Here is a 25,666-nt window from a genome sequence, read left to right on the forward strand (position 1 = left end):
TCCCTGTAATCTCGGATTATTCTGCTGCCTCGCGGAAACCGGCGCGGCGTTCCTCAGCCTTGCGGGCATAGGCCATCAGGCCATCGCGGAACCATGCGCCCTCTTCCCAGGCCTTCCGGCGTGCGCCTAGGCGTTCTTCATTGCACGGACCATTGCCCGCAATCACGTCGAAGAATTCCGTCCAGTCCGGATCGGTAAAGTCATAGCCGCCCTTTTCCTCGTTCCACTTCAGATCCGGATCGGGAATGGTAAGGCCCAGATATTCTGCCTGCGGTACGGTCTGGTCGACGAATTTCTGGCGCAATTCGTCATTGGTGTTGACCTTGATCTTCCAGGCCATGGACTGGGCCGAATGGACGGAATCCTTGTCGGACGGGCCAAACATCATCAGCGCCGGATACCAGAAGCGGTTGAGCGCATCCTGTGCCATGGCTCTCTGTTCCGGCGAGCCCTGGGCCATCTTCATCATGATGTCGTAGCCCTGACGCTGGTGGAAGCTTTCTTCCTTGCAGATGCGGATCATCGCACGGCTGTAGGGGCCGTAGGAGGTACGCTGCAGCTGCACCTGGTTCATGATCGCAGCACCGTCAACCAGCCAGCCAATGGCGCCGATATCGGCCCAGTTGAGAGTCGGATAGTTGAAGATCGAGGAATATTTCATCTTGCCGGCATGCAGCAGCTCAAGCAGTTCGTCGCGGCTGACACCAAGCGTCTCCACGGCCGAATAGAGATAAAGGCCGTGGCCGGCTTCGTCCTGCACCTTGGCCAGGAGAATGGCCTTGCGCTCCAGCGTCGGCGCGCGCGTGATCCAGTTGCCTTCCGGCAGCTGACCGACAATTTCAGAATGGGCATGCTGACCGATCTGACGGATCAGGGTCTTGCGATAGCCTTCCGGCATCCATTCCTTCGGTTCGATCTTCTCGCCGCGATCAATGCGCTCCTGAAATGCGCGTTCTTCCGGGCTCATTTCCTCCAGCGATTTGCCGCCTTCGGTCTGTACCATCTGTGCGTACATGATTACCTCCTACCCGTTCAAATTCTTTCAATGATCATTGCGATACCCTGCCCCACACCGATGCACATGGTGCAAAGGGCATAACGCCCGCCCGTGCGATGCAACTGGTATAATGCCGTCGTTACCAGCCGGGCGCCTGACATGCCGAGCGGATGCCCAAGCGCAATGGCACCGCCGTTTGGATTGACATGCGCGGCATTGTCAGGAAGACCAAGCGCGCGCAGCACCGCCAGAGACTGGGCGGCAAAGGCTTCATTCAGTTCGATGACATCCATCTGGTCGAGACCGAGACCAGTCTTTGCCAAAACCTTGTGGACAGCCGGCACCGGGCCAATGCCCATGATGCGCGGTTCAACACCCGCAACCGCCATGGCAACCACACGCGCCTTCGGCGTGAAGCCATGTTTTCTGGCTGCCTCCGCAGAACACAGCGCAAGAGCTGCCGCACCATCATTGACGCCGGATGCATTGCCGGCCGTCACGGAAAGATCAGGGCCATTCACGCCCTTCAGCCGCGCAAGCTGCTCAACGGTCGTGCCCGGGCGCGGATGCTCATCGACCGAGACCACCAGCGGATCGCCCTTGCGTTGCGGTATCGTGACCGGCACGATTTCATCGGCAAACAGACCTGCTTCCTGCGCCCTTGCCCAGCGCGCCTGGCTTTCGGCAGCAAAGGCGTCCTGATCAGCGCGGCTGATATTAAAATCGGCAGCAACATTATCTGCCGTTTGCGGCATGGTATCAACACCATACTGCTTTTCCAGCGCCGGATTGACAAAACGCCAGCCGATCGTCGTGTCATAAACCGCATTGCTGCGCGAAAAGGCCGTCTCTGCCTTTGGCATGACGAAAGGTGCGCGACTCATGCTTTCAACGCCGCCAGCAATCATGAAATCACATTCACCAGAACGGATGGCACGGGCAGCAATGCCAATCGCATCCATGCCAGAACCGCAAAGACGGTTCACCGTGGTGGCCGGAACACCAACCGGAAGGCCAGCCAGCAGCACGGCCATGCGGCCGACATTGCGGTTGTCCTCGCCTGCCTGATTGGCGCAGCCATAAATGACATCATCAACGCAAGACCAGTCTGCCTGAGGATTGCGATCCACCAGAGCCTTGATCGGCAAGGCCGCCAGATCATCAGCACGTACCGATGACAAGGCACCGCCATAGCGGCCAATCGGCGTACGAACAGCATCCACAATGAAGGCTTCGGACATACAGATCATTCCTCCCAGACATTTCCGCGCGGCCGCCCATTGGCTGACCGATCGGTCAATGTATAACTTATTGCGTCACACTTTTCAATATTTGTCAGAAATTTTGTGACACTTTCGGGCGCGTGTTTCAACGCTGAAACTGGCGCTCGTGAACTCATTGGAATTTTTATAATTTCAGACTTCGGAGGAAAGCTTCAACAACAATCGGTTGCCCGCTCATGCATTGAGCGAATTCAGACGCTGAATTGTCGCAGGTGTTTTTTCCGGCAAAAGCCCCAGCGCATTTTCATGATTCTGCGCAATGTAGGACTCGGCATTGGGCGTCAGCGCGCGATAGAGTCGTGCAAACAGCGCACGCGCCTCCGGGGCAGGCCAGTTGGCAGGCAGTGCCTCGCCCGGCAGACGCGGATCGCGCAGCAGGACCGAACGATAAACATGAACCAGGAGCAAGCGCACGGCCACCGCACGGCGTCCGTCTAGCCGGATGCCGGATTGCAGCGCGCGGTCAACCGGCTCGAAATGGTCAATGAATCGACGATAGCCGGCCGACAGCGCCTCAAGATCCCACAGGCTGGCAATATATTCCGGCAGGAATTCGCTTCCCCCATTCACCTCTGCGGTAAAGCTGAGGCCCGGCAACGCGATTTTCTCGCCACGATGGCGTGGGCGCAGGTAAAGATCCGGCCCGATCCGCGCCAGGGAGGACTTGCGAATAATATCGTTCGGCAATTCGCAGCGATGAATGGCCCAGCCTTCCGCCGGCTGTTCGCGTCCGTAAAGCAGTTCGGCTGCGGCGGCAAATTCCTCCTCGGCCGCCTCGGCCAGTTGATAGAAGCTGCGCCGTCCCTCGCGCATGCCGGTGAGCTGCCCGGCCGCAACCAGCCGCGATACGGCCGTGCGCACCAGCGTTTCGCTGAGGCCCAGATCCGCACAGATCTGGATCAGCGTGCCCATCCACAATGTGCCACCGCGCGGAACAACAATATCACCATAGATCGTGACAATGACCGAGGCCGCCCGCAGGCTGAGCCCGGCAAGAAGATCATTCAGAATCCTGGCTGCATCACGCACGTTTATGCTTCCTCATGCCCGGGCATGGACAGGCCGTCTTTCATTTGTCGGCATGGATAGGATGGAACGGGAACAAATTCAACCTTGGCCGTCTTTATAGCCACGCCATCGACAGAAGAGCGACTGACCTGTCGGATGGTTGCCTGTCAGTGCTTGACGACCTTGCTCCTGCGGCCATAGTGATACCGTCCGATCATGATCCGCCGATCCGCATGGGAGTTTTCCTTGAAAGCCTGCATCGCTTTCCTGACCGTGGCGCTTGCCGCCAGCCCCTGTCTTGCCGACTGGAAAGCCAGTGAAGAGACCAGTTTTTATTCCGTCTCCGGCACGAGGCCATCGGACATCTATCAGTCCATCGGCCAGCGCGGACCGGAAATCGGCAAGGCCAAAAAACGCGTCATTGCCCATACGCGCTATGTCCTGCGTTGGGATCGCAAATTCGACCGCTCCAACGGCACCTGCACGATCGTTTCGGCAACACCCAGACTGAAGATCACCTATACATTGCCAAAGCCGGCGCAGAAACTGCCGCCTGCGGTGCAGAAAAGCTGGGATATCTTCATTGATGGCATCCGCCGCCATGAGCTTGTCCATGGCGACCACGCCAAGGAAATGACGCAAGACATTGTGCGCGAAACCGTCGGGCTGTCCATTCCCAATGATCCTGACTGCAGGAAGATGAAACAGGAGCTCATCCGCATCATCGAGAGCCATGTAGACAGACAGCGCATACGCGGCCGCGACTTTGACCGCGCAGAGATGGGCCCTGGCGGGCCGATCGAACGTCTTGTACTGGAATTCCTGAACAGCGCCCGATGAGAGATCAAACAAAAGGCGCCGGTCTCCCGGCGCCTTTCATGCAGTAAACTGGCATTGCGATCAGGCAGCAGCCTTCTTTGGCACGATCAGATCGCGTGCAATCAGCAGTTCGGCAATCTGCACCGTGTTCAATGCAGCACCCTTGCGCAAGTTGTCGGAAACAACCCACATGGCCAGACCGTTTTCAACCGTGAGGTCTTCGCGGATACGGCTGATATAGGTCGCGTCTTCGCCGGCCGATTCATAAGGCGTGACATAGCCGCCATTCTCGCGCTTGTCGACAACGAGGCAGCCTGGCGCCTCGCGCAGGATTTCGCGAGCTTCGTCCGCAGTGATCGGCTTTTCAAACTCGATATTGACGGCTTCCGAATGGCCAATGAACACCGGCACGCGCACAGCCGTTGCCGTGAGCTTGATCTTCGGATCCAGCATCTTCTTGGTTTCGGCCACCATCTTCCATTCTTCCTTGGTGTAGCCGTCTTCCATGAAGACATCGATATGCGGGATCACATTGAAGGCAATGCGCTTGGTGAACTTCTTCGTGGTGATCGGATCAGCCACGAAAACAGCGCGCGACTGTTCAAACAGCTCATCCATGCCTTCCTTGCCAGCGCCCGAAACCGACTGGTAGGTCGAAACGACAACGCGCTTGATGGTTGCCCTGTCATGCAAAGGCTTCAGCGCCACAACCAGCTGTGCCGTCGAGCAGTTCGGATTGGCAATGATGTTCTTCTTGCGAAAGTCGACAATCGCATCCGGATTGACTTCCGGCACGATCAGCGGAACATCCGCATCATAACGCCAGGCCGATGAATTATCGATAACAACGCAGCCCTGCGCGCCAATCTTTGGCGACCATTCCTGCGACACCGAACCGCCTGCCGACATCAGGCAGATATCCGTGTCTGAAAAATCATAATTGTCGAGTGCGCGCACCTTCAGTGTCCTGTCGCCATAGGAAACTTCCGTTCCCTGGCTGCGACGCGAAGCCAGCGGTACAACTTCATCTGCCGGAAAACCGCGCTCTTCGAGAATATTGAGCATTTCGCGCCCAACATTGCCCGTAGCGCCTACAACTGCAACCTTGAAACCCATTTTCTCAACTCCTGTCCCTCTCCGCTTCCAGATCGGTGACCCGCCAGCCATGCGGGTTGTCCGCCCCGGGCCAGACCCGGGGAGAGGGCGAGCAGGCCAAGGGAATCAGACCGTTTTGGTGGTCGTTTTAGTTATGGCCGTACGTTTTTTGGAAAGCGAAGGCAAAGGCGGACACCCAACCGGCCGGTTGGCAGATCTGATCGATGCTGGCGCGATGGATGCGCGGTCCACGGTGAATCTCCTTCGTTCAGAAAGCCTTTTACGCAATTTACAAATCGTGTCAATGAATTGATATGCGAACATGTCGATTTGCAGCATTGGCAGTCTTTGCAACTGTCCCTGACAAGTTTCCCACATCATACTAATGGCTACTGCACGAACGCAAAATTTCCGTTCATCATGATGCGTGTGAGGAGTGCCCAATCAGAGGGGAGTCTGATTGGGGCAGAATATGAAACATCGTCCATATTTGAGGAAAGCTGCAAATTTGCAGCCTTTGGGAGGACAGATTCATGACAGTCTCGTCAAGCGTCGACGTTGGCGCGCAAAAAATGACGAGCGAAGAGAAGAAAGTCATTTTCGCCTCTTCGCTTGGCACTGTTTTTGAATGGTACGATTTCTATCTTTACGGAACGCTGGCCAGCTTCATCGGTGCGGCGTTCTTCAATGAGTATCCTGAAACCACACGCAACATTTTCGTGCTTCTGGCCTTCGCCGCCGGCTTTCTGGTTCGCCCCTTCGGCGCCCTGGTTTTCGGCCGTATCGGCGACCTTGTCGGCCGCAAATATACCTTCCTTGTCACCATCGTCATCATGGGTGCGTCGACCTTCCTTGTTGGTCTTCTGCCCGGTTCTGCAACCCTTGGCATTCTGGCGCCGACCATCCTGATTGCGCTGCGCATGCTGCAGGGTCTGGCACTTGGCGGTGAATATGGCGGTGCTGCAACCTATGTTGCCGAGCACGCGCCCAACAACCGCCGTGGCTTCTTCACCTCCTGGATCCAGACCACCGCAACGCTTGGCCTGTTCCTGTCGCTGCTGGTCATTCTGGGCATCCAGAGCATGATGAGCCGCGAAACCTTTGCCGCATGGGGCTGGCGCGTTCCTTTCCTTGTCTCGATCGTCCTGCTCGGCATCTCGATCTGGATCCGCATGCAGATGAACGAGTCGCCCGCCTTCAAGCGCATGAAGGAGGAAGGCAAGGCATCCAAGGCTCCGCTTTCCGAAGCATTCGGCCAGTGGAAGAATGCCAAGATCGCCCTGCTTGCCCTGTTCGGCCTTACCGCCGGTCAGGCCGTGGTCTGGTATACGGGTCAGTTCTATGCCCTGTTCTTCCTGCAGAATGTTCTGAAGGTTGAAAACCAGTCGGCCAATATCATGGTGGCCACTGCCCTGCTGATCGGCACCGGCTTCTTCGTCTTCTTCGGCTGGTTGTCGGACAAGATTGGCCGCAAGCCGATCATCATGGCAGGTCTGATCCTTGCTGCAGTGACCTATTTCCCATTGTTCAAGGCGCTGACCAGTGCCGCCAACCCGGCTCTTGCCCAGGCTGAACAGACCATCCGTGCCACTGTGACCGCAGCACCCGGCGACTGCAACTTCCAGTTCAACGCCACGGGTACGGCAAAGTTCACCAGCTCGTGCGACATTGCAACCAGCTTCCTTGCCAGAACCTCGGTTCCTTATGACATCGTTCAGGACCCGACAGCTTCATCTGCAACGATCACGATCGGTGACGTAACGATCACCTCTTACGATGCTGCGGCTGCCGGTGCGGAAGCACCTGCCAAGCAGGCTGCATTTGCGCATGCCGTCAATGTCGCCCTGCAGAAGGCGGGCTTCCCGCTCATTCGTGATACGGCCAAGGTGCCAGACAGCAAGCTGGACAGCTTCATTGCTGCCAATCCAGAGCTGAACCTTGATGCCAACACCATCCGCAATGGTGACAAGGCCATGGTGGCACTGGTTGACCTCGTCAAGCAGAAGCTTCTGACCCAGAGCGAAGCCGATGCACTGACGGGTGATCAGGCCGTCTATTCGATCCCGAATGCCGGTGCCTTCCGTCTGGCAGCCGATCCGGCCCAGATCAACTGGCCACTGACCATCGCCATCCTGACCATCCTGATGATCTATGTCACGATGGTCTACGGCCCGATTGCCGCAATCCTGGTCGAAATGTTCCCGACCCGCATCCGCTATACTGGCATGTCCCTGCCTTACCATATCGGTAATGGCTGGTTCGGCGGCCTGCTCCCGGCTGGCGTATTCGCCCTGTCGGCAGCCAGCGGCGACATCTACTACGGCCTGTGGTATCCGATCGTCATTGCCGGCATGTCCTTCATCGTCGGATCGTTGTTCGTGAAGGAAACCAAGGGCATTGACCTCCATGAAGTTGACTGATCCTGGCCGGATCATTCAAACGGAACGCCGCCCGAAATGGGCGGCGTTTTGTTGCGGACGGATGATTTGTGATCGCCCCTGGCGAAAGACAGGATGAAGCAGAAACACGCGCTCAATCGTCGAACTGGATCGCCCGCTTGCCGCGCGTGATATCGCTGACAAGCTTATCCATGCGATCACGCGCCTCAGCCGGCATGCTGCCGGTCATCAGGACGTGGTCTGCCAGAAACTCCTCCTGCGCCAGCGTCAGATTTTCCACCGCCGTCAGCCGCGCCTTCAAGAGCGCATGATCGGAAAAATCGCACGCCAGCGAAAAACCGATCAAATCAATCACTTCGGTTTTTTCCGCCAGGCGCAGACAGTTCGCCGCCGTACCGCCATAGGCACGCATCAGGCCGCCGCTTCCCAGCAATATGCCGCCAAACCAGCGGATGACCAGCACAACGACATTATCGAGCTGCTGCCCATCAATCGCCTGCAGAATGGGCTTGCCAGCCGTACCACTTGGCTCGCCATCATCGCTGAAGCGATAATTTTGTCCCATGCGCCAAGCCCAGCAATTATGGGTGGCGGTCGGGTCGGAATATGCGCTCAGAAAATCCTTGGCCGCCTGCTCCGTCGCAACAGGGGCTGCAATGGCAACAAAGCGGCTTTTCTTGATTTCCTGACTGAAGGTCTCAACATGGCTGATCGTGAACATGAACCTCGTCTCAACGCATCCCAGATTCCGGAAATGCCTTTTAAGATAAACTGACAAGAAATCAAAGCGATAGAGCATAATCCTGTAGCCAGCCGGGAAGCCCCATGCGTCCAGCATTCAAAAAACCTCCCAAGAATTGCTGAAAATTATAAGTAAATATGGGCATTCTTATGCGTGAAGTGGTAAAATTTCATGGCATTCCATCAAAGAAACTTGGAACAGCTGTCATTTCATGCATTATATCTGGCGGCTACACCGTCCAGCAGATCTGTTGACCAGAATTGTATTCATGAGCCAATCGGCTGCTGTTGGAGCGGTCATTTGAGGGAGTAGTATTGAGATGGGTATATTTGACACGATCAAGAATGCAATTTGGGGCAAGGCAGAAGCGGCAACGCCGGAAAGCCCTGCAGCAGAAACCGCTGCAAGCCCGGCACCCGAAGCGCAGTCCCCGGCCAGTAGCCCGGCGGCACCAGCCGCAACAGTTGATGTTGGTGCCATCCTTGACGCGGCCGTCAAGGCAAGCGGCCAGAAGCTGAACTGGAAAACATCCATCGTCGACCTGATGAAGGCACTGAACCTCGACAGCAGCCTTGAACATCGCAAGGCCCTGGCCAAGGAGCTTGGCTATACCGGCGACACGAATGATTCTGCCACGATGAATGTCTGGCTGCACAAACAGGTGCTTGAGAAGCTGAAGGAAAATGGCGGCAAGCTGCCGGCCGGTTTCTGAAAGTTCAGCCAGAAACGGATAAGATCAAGCCTGAAACAGATGAGGCCCCTTGCGGGGCCTCTGCTGTTCATACCCCGATTTTCAGCAGCGCGAAACGCGGGATTGATTTTCTCTATGCACCCTTATTCCGGGCCATTTCGTCAATCTGAAACTATTTTGCCCCAGAAAGCCCATGTCCGAGGCCCTGGCGGGGCCTCCAGACTGTCATGTCGGCAAACGCGGCCTTACCGCGGCAGAACCGAATGGCCCATCAGATCCGCGTCAATGGCATGAGCTGCCTGACGGCCTTCGCGGATCGCCCAGACAACGAGCGACTGGCCGCGGCGAATATCACCTGCCGCATAGAGCTTGTCGACTGAGGTGCGGTAATCGCGATCATTGGCCTTGATTGCCCTGGAGCCACGACGATCCGTCACGAGCTCCAGCTTGTCGCCAAGTTCCCTGATGACGCTGCCTTCATCCGGACCGGCAAAGCCGATGGCGATGAAGGCAAGATCCGCCTTGATAAAGAATTCCGTACCGGCGATTGGCTTGCGCTTTCCATCAACCTTGCAGCATTTGACATGGGTCAGACGGCCATCTTCGCCGATGAATTCAAGCGTTGCCACCTGAAATTCGCGCGTTGCACCTTCAGCCTGGCTGGAGGAGGTACGCATCTTGGTTGCCCAGTAAGGCCAGACCGAGAGCTTGTCTTCCTTTTCCGGCGGCTGTGGACGAATATCAAGCTGGGTGACATTGACTGCGCCCTGACGGAAAGCCGTGCCGATGCAGTCCGACGCCGTGTCGCCGCCGCCGACAACAACGACATGCTTGCCGCCGGCAAGGATTGGCGGTGCAGGCCAGGCCACCGATTCAATGTTTTCGCGGCCAACGCGACGGTTCTGCTGCACCAGATAGGGCATGGCATCAAATACGCCATCGAGATCAGCGCCCGGAATGCCTGCCGCGCGCGGGGTTTCCGAACCGCCGCAATACAGCACGGCATCATAGGTATCGAGTAGACCACGCAGCGGCTTGTCGACGCCGATATTGACACCGCAATGGAAACGCACACCCTCGCCTTCCATCTGCGCAATGCGACGGTCGATCAGGTGCTTTTCCATCTTGAAATCCGGAATGCCATAGCGCAGCAGTCCGCCCGGACGGCTCTCGCGCTCATAGACATCGACCATATGGCCAGCGCGGGCAAGCTGCTGGGCTGCGGCAAGGCCAGCCGGGCCCGAACCGATGATCGCCACCGACTTGCCGGTCTTGCTGGCGGCAGGCTGTGGCACGATGTAGCCAAGTTCATAGGCCTTGTCGCCGAGCGCCTGTTCGACCGTCTTGATTGCCACCGGCATATCTTCAAGGTTCAGCGTGCAGGCTTCCTCGCACGGCGCCGGGCAGACGCGGCCGGTAAATTCCGGGAAATTGTTGGTCAGATGCAGGTTGCGGATCGCCTGATCCCAGTTGTTGTTATAGACGAGATCGTTCCAGTCCGGGATCTGGTTGTGTACCGGGCAGCCCGTCGGGCCATGGCAGAACGGAATGCCGCAATCCATGCAGCGCGCAGCCTGCTTCTGCACCTCGCCATCCGTCATCGGAATGGTGAACTCACGGAAGTGACGGATGCGATCCGATGCCGGCTGATACTTTGCCACCTGCCGGTCGATCTCAAGAAATCCAGTTACCTTACCCATTTTATACTCCCCTCGGCGGCAGACGATCCACCAGTCTGCTCTGCCGGAAGTGGCCTCGCTGCGGCGCAGCTCTTGCGCAGTGGCAAAACGAGGCAGGTTGTCCACATGGCGAAGGATGCCCGGCTGTGCAGCCGGGCTGCTCCTCATTCAGCCGCAACGCCGATCCGCATACGCTCCATTTCTTCCAGAGCGCGGCGATATTCGACCGGCATGACCTTCACGAATTTCGGACGATAGCTCTCCCAGTTGTCGAGTATCTCCTTCGCCCGTGTCGAGCCTGTGTAATGCAGATGTTTTGCAATGAGCTGTACCAGACGTTCCTCGTCGTGGTGGCTCATATTGCCGGAGACATCCACGCGGCCCATATGCATGAGATCGCCGCCATGATGGTGCAGCTTTTCAAGCATGTCGTCTTCTTCCGGAACAGGTTCCAGCTCGACCATGGCCATGTTGCAGCGCTGGGCGAAATCGCCCTGCTCATCCAGCACATAGGCAACACCACCAGACATGCCCGCCGCGAAGTTGCGACCCGTCTGACCGATGACGACAATCACGCCACCCGTCATATATTCGCAACCATGGTCGCCCACGCCTTCGACAACCGCCACCGCGCCAGAGTTGCGCACGGCAAAACGCTCGCCCGCAACCCCGCGGATATAAGCCTCGCCTTCAAGTGCACCGTACAGCACCGTATTGCCGACGATGATCGAATCTTCCGCGACAATGCGGGTGTCTTCCGGCGGACGGATGACGATGCGACCGCCCGACAAACCCTTGCCGACATAGTCATTGCCATCACCGATCAGCTCGAAGGAAATGCCGCGTGCCAGGAACGCGCCGAAGGACTGACCTGCCGTGCCGCGCAGCGTGACGGAGATCGTGTCATCCGGCAGCCCCTTGTGACGGAAGCGCTTGGCCACCTCGCCCGACAGCATGGCGCCTGCGGAACGATCGACATTCTTGATGTCGATATCGATCTTGACCGGCTGGCGGTCTTCCAGCGCGGGCCTGGCCAGTTCAATCAGCTTGCGATCAAGCACATCGTCGATCGGGTGGTGCTGACGCTCTGTCCAGTAGATCTCGTGCTTTTCCGCCTCCGGCTTGTAGAAGATACGGCTGAAATCGAGCCCCTTGGCCTTCCAGTGGTCGATCATCTGCTGCTTTTCCAGAAGATCGGTCTCGCCGATGATCTGTTCCAGCTTGGTAAAGCCCATCTCGGCCAGGATCGCGCGCACTTCTTCAGCCAGATAGAAGAAGAAGTTGATCACATGTTCCGGTGTGCCCTTGAAACGCTTGCGCAGAACCGGATCCTGGGTCGCAACACCGACCGGGCAGGTGTTCAGATGGCACTTGCGCATCATGATGCAGCCAGCCGCAATCAGTGGCGCGGTAGAGAAACCGAATTCATCCGCGCCAAGCAGCGCGCCGATGACGACATCACGGCCGGTACGCAAGCCGCCATCGACCTGCAGAGCAACGCGTGAACGCAAGCCATTAAGCACCAGCGTCTGATGCGTTTCAGCCAGACCGATTTCCCATGGCGAACCGGCATGTTTCAGCGAGGTGAGTGGCGAGGCACCCGTACCGCCATCATAGCCGGCAATGGTGATATGGTCGGCGCGCGCCTTGGCAACGCCGGCCGCAACCGTACCAACGCCCACTTCCGACACCAGCTTGACCGAAATGTCAGCCGCCGGATTGACGTTCTTCAGGTCAAAGATCAGCTGGGCCAGATCCTCGATCGAATAGATGTCGTGATGCGGCGGCGGCGAAATCAGGCCAACGCCCGGCGTCGAGTGACGTGTCTTGGCAATCGTTGCATCCACCTTGTGACCCGGAAGCTGGCCGCCTTCACCCGGCTTTGCGCCCTGCGCCACCTTGATCTGGATCACGTCGGCATTGACGAGATATTCCGTTGTCACGCCAAATCGGCCGGATGCCACCTGCTTGATTGCCGAGCGTTCCGGATTTGGCTTGCCATCCGGCAGCGGATAGAAGCGATCCGGCTCCTCGCCGCCTTCACCCGTATTGGACTTGCCGCCAATCGCGTTCATGGCGCGGGCAAGCGTCGTATGGGCTTCGCGCGAAATCGAGCCAAACGACATGGCACCAGTCGAGAAGCGCTTGACGATTTCCGTTGCGGGTTCAACCTCCTCGATCGGAACAGGCTTTGCGCCACGCTGTTCGGCAAAGCGGATATTGAACAGGCCGCGGATGGTCTTTGCCTGTGCCGACTTGGCATTGAGCATGTTTGTATATTCGGTGAAGATCGCCGGATTGGACGTGCGCACCGCATGCTGCAGCTTGGCCACCGCATCCGGCGTCCAGATATGCGCCTCGCCACGCATGCGATAGGCATATTCGCCGCCAACTTCGAGCGAAGTCAGCAGGACCGGATCATTGCCGAAGGCATCACGGTGACGACGCACGGTTTCTTCCGCCACTTCCTCCAGACCGACACCTTCAATGCTGGTGGCCGTGCCGAAGAAATATTTGTCGACGAAATCGGACTTCAGGCCGACCGCATCAAAGATCTGCGCACCACAATAGGACTGATAGGTCGAAATGCCCATCTTGGACATGACCTTCAGCATGCCCTTGCCGATCGACTTGATGTAGCGCTTGACCACTTCCTGCTCATCGACTTCCGGCGGGAATTCGCCGCGGCGATGCATGTCAAGCAGCGTGTCGAAGGCAAGATATGGGTTGATCGCTTCCGCACCATAACCGGCAAGGCAGCAGAAATGATGCACTTCGCGCGGCTCGCCAGATTCCACGACCAGCCCCACGGATGTGCGCAAACCCTTGCGGATCAGGTGATGGTGCACGGCAGCCGTTGCCAGAAGCGCCGGGATCGGAATGCGATCCGGGCCGACCTGGCGGTCAGACAGGATGACAATGTTATAACCACCATGAACGGCGGCCTCCGCGCGGTCGCACAGGCGTTCAATCGCACCATGCATGCCAGCCGCGCCCTCACCCACATTATAGGTGATGTCGAGCGTCTTGGTGTCAAAGCGGTCTTCGGTATGGCCGATGGAGCGGATCTTTTCCAGATCGCCATTGGTCAGGATCGGCTGGCGCACTTCCAGACGCTTGCGGCGCGATGTGCCGACAAGGTCAAAAATGTTCGGACGCGGACCAATGAAGGAGACAAGGCTCATCACCAGCTCCTCGCGGATCGGATCGATCGGCGGGTTGGTGACCTGGGCAAAGTTCTGCTTGAAATAGGTATAAAGCAGCTTCGACTTGTCGGACATGGCCGAAATCGGCGTATCCGTACCCATCGAGCCGATGGCTTCCTGACCGGTCGTTGCCATTGGCGACATCAGAAGCTTGGTGTCTTCCTGCGTGTAGCCAAAGGCCTGCTGACGGTCGAGCAGGCTCACATCCTTGCGCAATGCGCGCGGCTCAACCGGGTTGAGATCTTCCAGAATAAGCTGCGTATTGGCAAGCCACTGCTTGTAAGGATGTTTCTGGGCAATCTGCGACTTGATTTCCTCGTCGGAGACGATGCGGCCCTCTTCCATATCGATGAGCAGCATGCGGCCCGGCTGAAGACGCCATTTCCTGACGATCTTCTTTTCCTCAACCGGCAGGACACCCGCTTCCGACGCCAGAATGACGTAATCATCATCCGTCACAATATAACGTGCCGGACGCAGACCATTACGGTCAAGCGTTGCGCCAATCTGGCGTCCATCGGTGAAGGCAACAGCAGCAGGGCCGTCCCATGGCTCCATCAGGGCTGCATGATATTCATAGAAGGCGCGGCGCTCTTCCGACATCAGCTTGTTGCCCGACCATGCTTCCGGGATCAGCATCATCATCGCATGGGCAAGGCTGTAGCCGCCCTGATAGAGAAATTCGAGCGCATTATCAAAGCAGGCCGTATCCGACTGGCCTTCATAGGAAATCGGCCACAGCTTCGAAATGTCATTGCCAAACAGTTCACTGTCAACGGACGCCTGGCGCGCTGCCATCCAGTTGACATTGCCGCGCAGCGTATTGATCTCGCCATTATGTGCAACCATGCGATATGGATGCGCCAGACGCCATGACGGGAACGTATTGGTCGAGAAACGCTGGTGCACCAGTGCGATCGCACTTTCAAAACGCGGATCATTCAGATCCTTGTAATAGGCACCAACCTGATAGGCCAGGAACATGCCCTTGTAGACGACGGTGCGCGCCGACATGGAGACGACATAGAAGCCCTTATCGTCGCCGTCATTTTCCTGATAGATGCGGTTGGAAATGACCTTGCGCAGCACGAACAGGCGACGCTCAAATTCCTCATCCGTATCAAGAAGCGGGTTGCGTCCGATGAACACCTGCAGGTGATAGGGCTCGGTTGCAGCAATATCGGGCGCCCTGGACAGCGAGAAATTGTCGACAGGCACTTCGCGGAAACCGATGAATTCCTGCCCTTCGGCAACAATCACTTCCTTCACGATATCCGCAAAATGCGCGCGCAGCTCCGGATCGCGCGGCATGAACAGATAGCCAACGCCATAATGACCCGGCTGCGGCAGGTCGACACCCTGGCGCGCCATTTCCTCACGGAAGAAACGATCCGGAATCTGGACAAGAATGCCCGCACCGTCACCCATCAGCGGGTCAGCGCCGACCGCGCCACGATGCGTCAGGTTTTCCAGCATCTTGAGGCCATTCTGCACGACCTCATGCGACTTCCTCCCCTTCATATGGGCGATGAAGCCAACGCCGCAGGCATCATGCTCATTGCGCGGATTGTAAAGCCCCTGGGCAGGCGGGACACCTGCCGCTTTGGTTTTTCGGGTAGTTCGGATGGCCGCCGTCGTCGCAGTTTTGACCGATCCGTTCTGTACGTTGTGTGAACCCACATGCGATACAGATGGCGTCAAATGCGTCATCGTCATTCCTCCGTTAGGCGCCACTTCAGCGCGCGAAAAATAAAGCAGGCAGCGATTGCCAACCCATGGATGCAGTTCAATTGTGGTAAGCCTTAACTCACAGGACGCCCGACGAAGCTCTCTTGGGCAAGCCGCCAAGGAACCATGTTCCAGCGCCATATCAGCATCAGGCCCGACCGCGATATTTGTCCCCTCGCAATCGACGAGCCAACTTACCTTTGGTCACGGTCAAAGCGCCGGTTACCGGAAGCTTCTACCCTCCAGTACGACGCCTTTTCTCCACACCGATCATTGCGGCATCATATCATAAATCATATCACAAGACCGGATTTTGCAGAATTGGACAGCATTGCTGTCCTAATTAGCTATGACAGAATTCTGTGCGCCCCACAAGATGTAAACGGAATTTTCTGCAGCATATTGTGTAATTTTCTTTCATCAAATGTGATGAATTTTTGCCATTATTTCCTTTGCGATTTCTTGCGTCAGTATGGCGCAGAAATTGGCACGCCCGCCCGGGCATGCCTGACTTCACAAAAATGTAATCCGGCAGGCAGGCTTACCCCTTTGTGCAGGAATCGATATAGAAGAGGCATCTGGAACCACATGCACCTGATGTGTGCATGAAGAACGCCCTGACTGAACTGTTCTGCGCATCATGGAGCCGGCATTGTTTCGGCTGAAAGCGCAGAACCCGTGACACGGAGAAAAGCGTGCATTTTGCTTCTGACAACTGGGCCGGCGCCCATCCGAAAATCGCCGAAAGTCTGACCACGCATGCGGCCGGTTTTGCAGCCGCCTATGGCACAAGCGATCTCGACAAGCGCGTGGAACAGCGTTTCAACGAATTGTTTGAGCGCGAAGTGGCCGTATTTTTCGTTGGCACCGGCACGGCGGCCAATTCTCTGGCGCTTGCCAGCGTCAACCGTCCGGGTGGCGTTTCGCTTGTCCACCGCGAAGCCCACGTTATCGAAGACGAATGCGGCGCGCCGGAATATTTTACCGGCGGCGCACGCCTGCACCCGATCGACGGCGCGCTGGGACGAATCGACCCTGAACTGCTCAAGGCGGAGCTGAAACGCTTCAACCCGGCCTTTGTTCATGCCGGCCAGCCCATGGCCGTCAGCATCACCCAGGCAACCGAGGTCGGCACGATCTATCAACCAGAGCAGATTGCCACGATTGCCGCCATCTGCCGCGAAGCCGGCCTGCCGCTGCATATGGACGGTGCACGATTTGCCAATGCGCTGGTTTCGCTCGGCATCACGCCAGCCGAAATGACCTGGAAACAGGGCGTAGACATCGTGTCATTTGGCGGCACGAAAAATGGCTGCTGGTGCGCAGAGGCACTCGTCTTCATGGACCCAGCCCGCGCAAAAGACCTGCCCTTCATCCGCAAACGCGCCGCACAGCTCTTTTCCAAGACGCGCTTCATCGCCGCTCAGTTCGACGCCTATCTGAAAGACGACCTCTGGCTTGAGCTTGCGCGCCATTCCAATGCGCTGGCACAAAGATTGGCAAACCACATCAATGCCTCCAGCCAGATGCGCCTTGCCTGGAAGCCGGAGGCCAATGAGGTCTTCGCCATCATGAAGCGCGCGGTTTATGAGCGGCTCACGGCGCAAGGTGCGGTCTTTTACGACTGGAACCCGCCGCATTCAGAAATGAATCGCATCAGCGACGGTGAGATTTTCACGCGCTTTGTGACGAGCTTTGCCAATAGCGAGGAAGAAGTGGATCAGTTTGGCGCGCTGATCGCCTGACCGGAAAATGCGCGCCGTGCGCCTCATCACGCACGGCGCGCAATCTTGCTGCCGGTTACCGACCATCTGCACAGCCCCGCTCAGGCACAAGCACACCATGCCCCTGCTTTCTCACATTGTCTGGTGCGCACTGTTTTCGCATGCGCCAAACCCTTGCGGCACTTCCAGCACATTTAACGCACTATACGCATTGTTCTGCGTTTTGCCTTGAACGCAGACGCAGCCGATCCGTGGTTGGCTTGCGGTCCAAGCGCATCATTTGGCCGCGATAAAAAAATGCATCAGAATGTGTTTTCTTGAATTTTCCCTGTTGCAATCCGCAAAGTGTTAGTTCATATAGCGCCTGCCTGATGGCAATGACTTCAAGTCAGCGACTGGCGCGAGCGGGTGTAGCTCAGGGGTAGAGCACAACCTTGCCAAGGTTGGGGTCGAGGGTTCGAATCCCTTCGCCCGCTCCAGTCCGGACATTCAGGCCCTCAAAATCCCGGCTTTGTCCGGGATTTTTGCTTTTTACAAGTCTCAATAACCCCATTCGCAGTGCCTGCAGGTGTTTTACACCTGCAAGAAAAGCAATAGCCTCTTGTTTTAGTCCTCAAACTTCTCTGTCGTATCCGCCTTGCCGCGCACCCAATAGCCAAATGCTCGGAGCCATTGTTGCGGGTGACGGCGCTCGGTCAAAAGATAATTGCGGATGGTTTTGGCAACCGAGCCTTCCGCCGCAAGCCAAATGAAGGTGCCAGGCTCAATCGTCAGATTTTTCAGGCTATCAAGCATTCCGCTCGCATCGGTCGGATCCTTGCGATGAACCCAGAGCGTGGTGACATTCGCCAGGCTTTCAAACTGCTGTTCGTCACGCACGTCAGCAACACCGACAATGGTTGTCACCGATGTGCCCGCCTGCATTTCCTCAACCCGGCGGCCAATCGATGGCAAGGCGGTTTCATCGCCAATCAGAAGCCAGTGTCGGATCGGGCCGGAGATAATTTGTGACCCCCGCGGACCGCCGATCTGAAGCCTGTCTCCAACCTGCGCATTCATCGCCCACCGGGTGGCTGGCCCCGCATCATGCACGGCAAAATCGAGCGTCAAAAGCTGGCGTTCGCCATCATAATGACGCGGCGTATAATCGCGCATCACGGTCTCGCCCGTCTCGTCCGGCACAAAGACCTTGATGTGGTCGCCAGCCGACAGGGACGTAAAGCCTTCAAGTTCCGCCCCACCCAGAATAATGCGGATCATGTTGGGCGTCAGCCGCGTTACCGAGCGCACTTCCAGATTACGACGGCGCAATTCATGGCGCACGCGCTCAATGCGTGGTGCCGCTTCAGTACTTTCGCTGGCGATCGAATGATCCATCATGATGTTTCTGGCCTTTAAAGTAGATAATGAAACTCATCATTATTGCAGGAAGACACCGCAGGCAATCATTCGTGTGACAAATCCGTTCTTTTCAAAAATCTCGACACAAAACCCCGCCGGAGGCGGGGTTTCTGCATTGCGTGTCTTGAGAGCCTCAATCAATCAACAGCAGCAGCGCATCGATCGACTTCTTGGCATCGCCATAGAACATACGCGTGTTTTCCTTGTAGAACAGCGGATTTTCGATACCGGAATAGCCCGTGCCCTGGCCGCGCTTGGAAACAATCACCTGTTTTGCCTTCCACACTTCCAGAACCGGCATGCCGGCGATCGGGCTGTTCGGATCTTCCTGTGCGGCCGGATTGACGATGTCATTCGAGCCGATCACGATCACCACATCCGTGCTCGCGAAATCCTCGTTGATCTCATCCATTTCCAGCACAATGTCATAAGGCACCTTGGCTTCGGCGAGCAGCACATTCATGTGCCCCGGCAGACGCCCTGCCACAGGATGAATCGCAAAGCGCACATTCTTGCCCTTGGCGCGCAGCTTGCGCGTGAGTTCTGACACGGATTGCTGTGCCTGCGCCACCGCCATGCCATAGCCCGGCACGATGATGATCTCATCCGCATCGTTCAGTGCCGCAGCAACCCCTTCGGCATCGATGGCAACCTGTTCGCCCTCGATTGCCATGGCCGGGCCGGCCTCACCCCCAAAGCCGCCCAGAATGACACTGACAAAATTGCGGTTCATTGCCTTGCACATGATATAGCTCAAAATCGCACCCGACGAGCCAACCAGTGCGCCGACGACAATCAGCAGGTCATTGCCAAGCGTGAAGCCGATCGCTGCCGCCGCCCAGCCCGAATAGGAGTTGAGCATCGACACCACAACCGGCATGTCCGCGCCGCCAATGCCCATGATGAGATGATAGCCTATGAAGAAGGCAAGCAGCGTGATCAGGATGAGCCACAGCACCGGCGCGCCAATATCGGCACAATAAAGAATGCCGAAGAACAGCGACAAAAGGGCCGCACCGGCATTGAGCAGATGCCCGCCGGGCAGTTTCCCTGGCTTGCCGTCGATCTTGCCGGCGAGCTTGCCAAAGGCCACAACCGAGCCGGTGAAGGTCACCGCACCAATGAAGACGCCAAGGAAGACTTCCACCTTGAGCATGGTAATTTCCGCCGGGCTTTTATGCGCAAGCACGGTCGCAAAGGCGCCCATATGCTCAACCTTTGCCTTCAAGACCTCAAGCGCGGCCGGATTGTTCATCATGGTGGTAAACAGCGCATCAGGCTGCAATGCGGCAAAGACAGAGCGGATCCAGCCCAGCTCAAACTGCGCATTGAAACCGATGAACACTGCAGCAAGGCCGACAAGGCTGTGCATGGCCGCAACAAGCTGCGGCATTTCCGTCATCTGCACCCGCTTGGCGACGACAAAGCCTAGCGCACCGCCAATCAGCAGCATGACAATCGTCAGCGCCCAGTTGGCGCTGCCGGGGCCAATGAGCGTGGCAAGCACGGCAAGCGCCATGGCGACAATGCCATACCAGACCGCGCGTTTTGCGCTTTCCTGCCCAGACAGGCCGCCGAGCGAGAGAATGAACAGCACAGCCGCAACCACATAAGCGGCCGTCGTAAATCCGAATTCCATCACCCCCTCCTTACGACTTCTGGAACATGGCCAGCATCCGGCGCGTCACCTGGAAGCCACCGAATATGTTGATTCCCGCCATCAGGACGGCCAGCGCACCCAGAATGACCACAAGCGTCGAGCCGGAGCCGATCTGCAGGATCGCGCCGACAATGATGATGGAGGAAATGGCGTTGGTAATTGCCATGAGCGGGGTATGGAGCGAATGGCTGACATTCCAGATGACCTGGAAGCCAACAAAACACGACAGCACAAAGACGATGAAATGTTGCACGAAGGAGGAAGGTGCATATAGCCCGACCAACAGCATTGCTAATGCACCGATGCCAAGCAGCGTGACCTGCGATCTGGTCTCGGCCCTGAATTCGGCCAGTTCCTTGGCGCGCCTTTCCTCTGGCGAAAGCTCCTTTGGCTTTTCCTTGGGCTTTGCCGCGGCAATGGCCTGAACCTTTGGCGGCGGCGGTGGCCAGGTAATGTCGCCGGCATGGGTGACGGTCGCGCCCCGGATGACATCGTCTTCCATATTGAGCTTCAGCACGCCATCCTTGCCCGGCGTGAGATCCGCCAACATGTGGCGGATATTGTTGGCGTAAAGCTCGGAGGCCTGGGTCGCCATGCGGGACGGGAAATCGGTATAGCCGATGATGATGACGCCATTCTCCGTCTCGATGCGCTGATCCGCGACGGTGAGCTCGCAATTGCCGCCGCGCTCGGCCGCAAGATCGACAATCACCGAACCGCGCTTCATGGCTTCCACCATGTCGCGCGTCCACAGGATCGGCGCCTCGCGGTTGGGGATCAGCGCCGTGGTGATGACAATATCCATGTCCGGCGCAAGTTCGCGGAACTTTTTAAGCTGCGCTTCGCGGAATTCCGGGCTGGAAGGGGCGGCATAGCCACCTGTTGCCACACCATCCTGCTGCTGGTCGGTGAAATCGAGATAGACGAATTCCGCGCCCATCGATTCAATCTGTTCGGCCACTTCCGGTCGCACGTCGAAGGCATAGACCTGAGCGCCAAGCGAGGTGGCCGCCCCGATTGCCGCAAGGCCGGCAACACCAGCGCCCACAATCAGAACCTTTGCCGGCGGCACCTTGCCTGCGGCCGTCACCTGACCGGTGAAAAAACGGCCGAAATTGTTGGCTGCCTCGATGACGGCACGATAGCCGGCAATATTGGCCATGGATGAGAGCGCATCCATCTTCTGCGCGCGCGAAATGCGCGGCACCATGTCCATGGCTATGGCGGTGATGCCTTGCGCACGCGCAGCTTCCAGCAGATCCCGGTTCTGTGCAGGATAAAAATGGGAGATCAGGATCTGGCCAACGCGCATGGCACTCACCTCGCCAGCAAAAGGCGGACGTACCTTGACAACAATATCGGCATCGCGCGTCAGATCGGCAGCGGTCGGTTTTACATCCACACCCGCATCCCTGTAGGCCTGATCGGTGAAACCGGCGCGTTCGCCCGCTCCCGCCTCGATCAGAACCTCATACCCCAGTTTTTTCAGATGGACAGCCGAGGACGGGGTGATCGCAACACGCGCCTCCCCATCATGAACCTCCTTCAATGCTCCAACTTTCAACGTTTACTCCCCTTCCAGAACATTCCCATGCGGCCGACAGCCTGCCCAGAGGCAAGAATCACTCATCTCGGAATAGCGCCTGTCCCTACAGGCCTTATCCGCTTTGCGCAGCCATGCGTCAAAACAATATGACTGGCTTTTTCGCATTACAATTGAAACATGGCTGCGTGTTAACCCTGCGTTGCCACGGGCTGACACGCGCTTGCTGAATCATGCCACAAACACAAATGGGGAGGCAGGTGCCTCCCCATCATGGCCTGTTGCGGAAATTCACGCAGCAAACTGGTTCATCGTATTGTTTTCGCCAGCAGCCTTGAGGGCAGCTTCACCAGCGAAATATTCCTTGTGGTCATCGCCAATGTCGGAGCCGGCCATGTTCTGGTGCTTGACGCAGGCGATGCCTTCGCGGATTTCCTTGCGCTGAACATTGGCGACGTAACCGAGCATGGCCTGATCGCCGAAATATTCCCTGGCAAGATTGTCGGTCGACAGGGCAGCCGTGTGATAGGTCGGCAGCGTGATCAGGTGATGGAAAATGCCTGCGCGCCTGGAAGCGTCACGCTGGAAGGTGCGGATCTTTTCATCAGCCTCACGAGCCAGTTCCGAATTGTCATATTCGGCGCTCATCAGCTTGCTACGATCATAGGCCGAAACATCCTTGCCGGCTTCCTTCCAGGCATCATAGACCTGCTGGCGGAAGTTGAGCGTCCAGTTGAAGGACGGCGAGTTGTTGTAGACCAGCTTGGCGTTCGGGATGACTGCGCGGATACGGTCAACCATGCCGGCAATCTGTTCGATATGCGGCTTTTCGGTTTCGATCCACAACAGGTCGGCACCGTTCTGCAGCGCGTTGATGCAGTCGAGAACAACGCGATCCTCGCCGGTGCCCGGACGGAACTGATACAGGTTCGAGCGCAGGCGCTTCGGCTTCATCAGCTTGCCATTGCGGGTGATGAGAACCTCGCCATTGCGGATTTCAGCCGGATTGACTTCTTCTGCATCCAGGAAGGAATTGTACTGGTCGCCAATGTCGCCTTCCTCGGCGGAGAATGCGATCTGCTTGGTCAGGCCTGCGCCGAGCGAGTCGGTGCGGGCAACGATGATGCCATCATCAACGCCGAGTTCAAGGAAGGCATAGCGGATGGCGCGAACCTTGGCGATGAATTCCTCATGCGGAACCGTAACCTTGCCGTCCTGATGGCCGCACTGCTTTTCATCCGAAACCTGGTTTTCGATCTGCAGGGCACAGGCACCGGCCTCGATCATCTTCTTGGCCAGGAGATAGGTTGCCTCGGCATTGCCGAAGCCTGCATCAATGTCGGCAATGATCGGAACAACATGGGTCTGATAATTGTCGATCTTGTGCTGGATTTCGGCAGCCTTGTTGGCATCGCCTGCCTCGCGAGCCTTGTCGAGGTCGCGGAACAACAATCCAAGCTCGCGCGCATCTGCCTGACGCAGGAAGGTGTAAAGCTCTTCGATCAGGGCCGGAACAGATGTCTTTTCATGCATGGACTGATCCGGCAGCGGGCCGAATTCCGAACGAAGCGCTGCGACCATCCAGCCAGAGAGATAGAGATAGCGGCGCTCGGTCGAACCAAAATGCTTCTTGACCGAAATCATCTTCTGCTGGCCGATGAAACCATGCCAGCACCCGAGCGACTGGGTATATTTCGACGGATCGGCGTCATAGGCAGCCATGTCACGACGCATGATGGCGGCAGTGTACCTGGCAATATCCAGGCCCGTCTTGAAACGGTTCTGCAGCTGCATACGGGCAACGGCTTCGGGGGCGATACCGTTCCAGCTTGGATGATTATTGATGAGCTTTGCAGCGCTATCGACCAAAGATTGGTATGACATGTTTCCTCCGTAATGTCCTTGGCGTCGTATGGTGGCGCGGACTGCCAATCGTGTGATGGGCAAGCTCTATTGCGCATTTTTCCCGAAGGCGAGGCGGAACGGTGTAAGGTTGTCATACTTTACAAATTTGGCTTGTAATGTTGTAATGCTTGTATGGAAAAACAGGGCGTATATCTCGGCCCCCGTCTGCGCCGCCTCAGGCGCGACCTTGGGCTGACACAGGCGGACATGGCGGCGGATCTGGAGATCTCGCCGTCCTATATTGCCTTGATGGAGGGCAATCAGCGTCCCGTCACGGCAGAAATCCTGCTGCGCCTTGCCAAGGCCTACAAGGTTGATTTTTCCAATTTCGCCACCGATGCCAGCACCGACATCGTGCATCGGCTGCAAACGGTCGTGCGCGATCCCATCCTCGTTGACCTTGGCATCGGCTCGGTCGAGGTTGCCGATCTGGTGCACAGCTTCCCAAGCCTGGCCGAAGCCTTCCTGCGGCTGCACAATGCCTATCGCGATGTGCAGGTTGCGCTTGCCGACATGCGCGAGAATGCGGCCGGCGGGCCGGACAGCACGACCAACGACCCGGTTGCCGATGTGCGCAATTTTCTCGCTGCCCGGCGCAACTGCTTTCCAACGCTTGATGCGACATGTGAGAAACTGGCCTCAAGGATCGATGCAGCAGGCGGCCTGATCAACTATATCAAGCAGCAACATGGGCTGCGTGTGCGGCGCATGTCGCCGGAAATCATGGGCAATTCACTGCGCCGGCTTGACTGGCACCGGCGCGAGATCATTCTCGACGACACGCTGGATGTCGCAAGCCAGAATTTCCAGCTTGCCCAGCAGATTGCCTATCTGGAATTCGACAGCGAAATCCAGGCGACCATTCAGGAAGGCAAGTTCGACAGCGAAAATGCCCAACGCCTTGCCCACCGCGCTATCGCCGCCTATTGCGCTGCGGCCATCATCATGCCCTATGCCGCTTTTGCCAAGGCAGTCGAAAACAAGCGCTATGATATAGAGGCCATATCGCGCCATTTCTCGACCAGTTTTGAACAGACCGCGCACCGCATGACGACCCTGCAAAAGCCGGGGCATGAACGTGTGCCCTTCTTTTTCCTGCGCATTGATGCCGCCGGCAATGTCTCAAAGCGGCTCAATAGCGGCTCTTTTCCCTTTGCCCGTCATGGCGGCGGCTGTCCACTGTGGACGGTGCATCAGGTCTTCACCACGCCGCGCAAGATCGTCACGCAATGGCTGGAACTGCCGGACGGCCAACGATTCTTTTCCATTGCACGTACGGTCACTTCCGGCCGGCGCGGCTATGGCGTGCCAACGGTTGAGCGCGCCGTGGCCCTTGTCTGCGAAGCACAATATGCCGACAGGCTGATTTATGCGCAAAACCACCCGCAGGCCAATGCGCCAACCGAAATAGGCATATCATGCCGGCTGTGCCAGCGCACGACCTGCACCTCCCGCTCCGAGCCGCCACTCGGCCGCCAGATCCTGCCCGACAATTACCGCCGCACGGAAGCGCCATTCGGCTTTACCGATTCTTGAACCTTGAAAATTTCCATTAAGAGCGGAAGCCGGCTGCCTGCCCCCCGACGGCCGAAGATGTCAGAGCAATCCAGATTGTCACGGAAACGCCCAATTGCCCAATCGGACAGATGGCATGCAACAGGCAGCACGCAAGCAATTGCGCCTTGGAAAGACTTCTCTTTGGGGATGAAATGGTACGCCCAAGGGGAATCGAACCCCTGTCTGCGCCGTGAAAGGGCGCTGTCCTAACCGCTAGACGATGGGCGCC

Annotated in this window: 16 protein-coding genes and 2 tRNA genes; 6 read left to right on the forward strand and 12 right to left on the reverse strand. The window is 57.3% G+C overall.

Annotation, left to right across the window (positions count from 1 at the left end; all coding sequences use genetic code 11):
* Window positions 1-16: 16 nt before the first annotated feature.
* The 3 genes from paaA to ACFO1V_RS05945 form a co-directional block, all read right to left on the reverse strand.
* The gene (gene paaA / locus ACFO1V_RS05935) at window positions 17-1,015 is read right to left on the reverse strand and encodes a 1,2-phenylacetyl-CoA epoxidase subunit PaaA (RefSeq protein ID WP_374833415.1); all 999 of its coding nucleotides are present in this window, start codon (window positions 1,013-1,015) and stop codon (window positions 17-19) included.
* A gap of 17 nt (window positions 1,016-1,032) precedes the next feature.
* The gene (gene pcaF / locus ACFO1V_RS05940; protein WP_380075069.1) at window positions 1,033-2,238 is read right to left on the reverse strand and encodes a 3-oxoadipyl-CoA thiolase; all 1,206 of its coding nucleotides are present in this window, start codon (window positions 2,236-2,238) and stop codon (window positions 1,033-1,035) included.
* 216 nt (window positions 2,239-2,454) lie between these two features.
* The gene (locus ACFO1V_RS05945) at window positions 2,455-3,309 is read right to left on the reverse strand and encodes a PaaX family transcriptional regulator C-terminal domain-containing protein (RefSeq protein ID WP_374833471.1); all 855 of its coding nucleotides are present in this window, start codon (window positions 3,307-3,309) and stop codon (window positions 2,455-2,457) included.
* Between the two features lie 195 nt (window positions 3,310-3,504).
* On the opposite strand from ACFO1V_RS05945, the gene ACFO1V_RS05950 reads away from it, so the two are divergent.
* On the forward strand, window positions 3,505-4,128 hold the full coding sequence (locus ACFO1V_RS05950; protein WP_374833469.1) for a DUF922 domain-containing Zn-dependent protease: 624 nt from the start codon (window positions 3,505-3,507) through the stop codon (window positions 4,126-4,128).
* A 60-nt stretch (window positions 4,129-4,188) separates the two neighbouring features.
* On the opposite strand, the gene ACFO1V_RS05955 is transcribed toward ACFO1V_RS05950, so the two are convergent.
* Window positions 4,189-5,223, reverse strand: a complete 1,035-nt coding sequence (locus tag ACFO1V_RS05955) for an aspartate-semialdehyde dehydrogenase (RefSeq protein ID WP_374833467.1) — start codon at window positions 5,221-5,223, stop codon at window positions 4,189-4,191.
* A 512-nt stretch (window positions 5,224-5,735) separates the two neighbouring features.
* Here ACFO1V_RS05955 and ACFO1V_RS05960 point away from each other — a divergent pair.
* Window positions 5,736-7,622 (forward strand): MFS transporter, encoded by a 1,887-nt coding sequence (locus tag ACFO1V_RS05960; RefSeq protein WP_374833465.1) that lies wholly within the window; start codon window positions 5,736-5,738, stop codon window positions 7,620-7,622.
* 112 nt (window positions 7,623-7,734) lie between these two features.
* On the opposite strand, the gene ACFO1V_RS05965 is transcribed toward ACFO1V_RS05960, so the two are convergent.
* The gene (locus ACFO1V_RS05965) at window positions 7,735-8,322 is read right to left on the reverse strand and encodes an IMPACT family protein (protein WP_374833463.1); all 588 of its coding nucleotides are present in this window, start codon (window positions 8,320-8,322) and stop codon (window positions 7,735-7,737) included.
* Between the two features lie 340 nt (window positions 8,323-8,662).
* On the opposite strand from ACFO1V_RS05965, the gene ACFO1V_RS05970 reads away from it, so the two are divergent.
* A complete protein-coding gene (locus ACFO1V_RS05970; protein ID WP_374833461.1) occupies window positions 8,663-9,055 on the forward strand; it encodes a DUF3597 domain-containing protein in 393 nt (130 codons plus the stop codon).
* A 224-nt stretch (window positions 9,056-9,279) separates the two neighbouring features.
* On the opposite strand, the gene ACFO1V_RS05975 is transcribed toward ACFO1V_RS05970, so the two are convergent.
* Both ACFO1V_RS05975 and gltB read right to left on the reverse strand, forming a co-directional pair.
* Window positions 9,280-10,734 carry a glutamate synthase subunit beta gene (locus ACFO1V_RS05975; RefSeq protein ID WP_374833459.1) on the reverse strand — a complete coding sequence of 485 codons (1,455 nt, stop codon included), beginning with the start codon at window positions 10,732-10,734 and terminating at the stop codon, window positions 9,280-9,282.
* 143 nt (window positions 10,735-10,877) lie between these two features.
* Window positions 10,878-15,629, reverse strand: coding sequence for a glutamate synthase large subunit (gene gltB / locus ACFO1V_RS05980; protein WP_374833457.1), 4,752 nt, complete (start codon window positions 15,627-15,629; stop codon window positions 10,878-10,880).
* 713 nt (window positions 15,630-16,342) lie between these two features.
* Between gltB and ACFO1V_RS05985 the strand changes: the two genes are divergently transcribed.
* Together ACFO1V_RS05985 and ACFO1V_RS05990 are read left to right on the forward strand one after the other, a co-directional pair.
* Entirely contained in the window at window positions 16,343-17,392 is a 1,050-nt protein-coding gene (locus ACFO1V_RS05985) for a threonine aldolase family protein (protein WP_374833455.1), read from the forward strand.
* A 383-nt stretch (window positions 17,393-17,775) separates the two neighbouring features.
* Window positions 17,776-17,850: transfer RNA gene (locus ACFO1V_RS05990), tRNA-Gly, on the forward strand.
* A gap of 127 nt (window positions 17,851-17,977) precedes the next feature.
* Here the strand turns inward: ACFO1V_RS05990 and ACFO1V_RS05995 are convergent.
* The 4 genes from ACFO1V_RS05995 to ACFO1V_RS06010 form a co-directional block, all read right to left on the reverse strand.
* The gene (locus tag ACFO1V_RS05995; protein WP_374833475.1) at window positions 17,978-18,748 is read right to left on the reverse strand and encodes a siderophore-interacting protein; all 771 of its coding nucleotides are present in this window, start codon (window positions 18,746-18,748) and stop codon (window positions 17,978-17,980) included.
* A 157-nt stretch (window positions 18,749-18,905) separates the two neighbouring features.
* Window positions 18,906-20,411 carry an NAD(P)(+) transhydrogenase (Re/Si-specific) subunit beta gene (locus ACFO1V_RS06000; RefSeq protein WP_374833453.1) on the reverse strand — a complete coding sequence of 502 codons (1,506 nt, stop codon included), beginning with the start codon at window positions 20,409-20,411 and terminating at the stop codon, window positions 18,906-18,908.
* A 10-nt stretch (window positions 20,412-20,421) separates the two neighbouring features.
* Entirely contained in the window at window positions 20,422-21,996 is a 1,575-nt protein-coding gene (locus tag ACFO1V_RS06005; RefSeq protein ID WP_374833451.1) for a Re/Si-specific NAD(P)(+) transhydrogenase subunit alpha, read from the reverse strand.
* 270 nt (window positions 21,997-22,266) lie between these two features.
* A complete protein-coding gene (locus tag ACFO1V_RS06010) occupies window positions 22,267-23,859 on the reverse strand; it encodes an isocitrate lyase (RefSeq protein WP_374833449.1) in 1,593 nt (530 codons plus the stop codon).
* A 153-nt stretch (window positions 23,860-24,012) separates the two neighbouring features.
* Here ACFO1V_RS06010 and ACFO1V_RS06015 point away from each other — a divergent pair, with 153 nt between their 5' ends.
* On the forward strand, window positions 24,013-25,416 hold the full coding sequence (locus tag ACFO1V_RS06015; RefSeq protein ID WP_374833447.1) for a helix-turn-helix domain-containing protein: 1,404 nt from the start codon (window positions 24,013-24,015) through the stop codon (window positions 25,414-25,416).
* Between the two features lie 174 nt (window positions 25,417-25,590).
* Here the strand turns inward: ACFO1V_RS06015 and ACFO1V_RS06020 are convergent.
* Window positions 25,591-25,665 (reverse strand) — tRNA-Glu (locus tag ACFO1V_RS06020).
* Window position 25,666 lies beyond the last annotated feature (1 nt).

It is taken from the genome of Daeguia caeni (assembly GCF_042653845.1).
In the GTDB taxonomy this organism is placed as follows: Bacteria; Pseudomonadota; Alphaproteobacteria; order Rhizobiales; family Rhizobiaceae; genus Brucella; species Brucella caeni.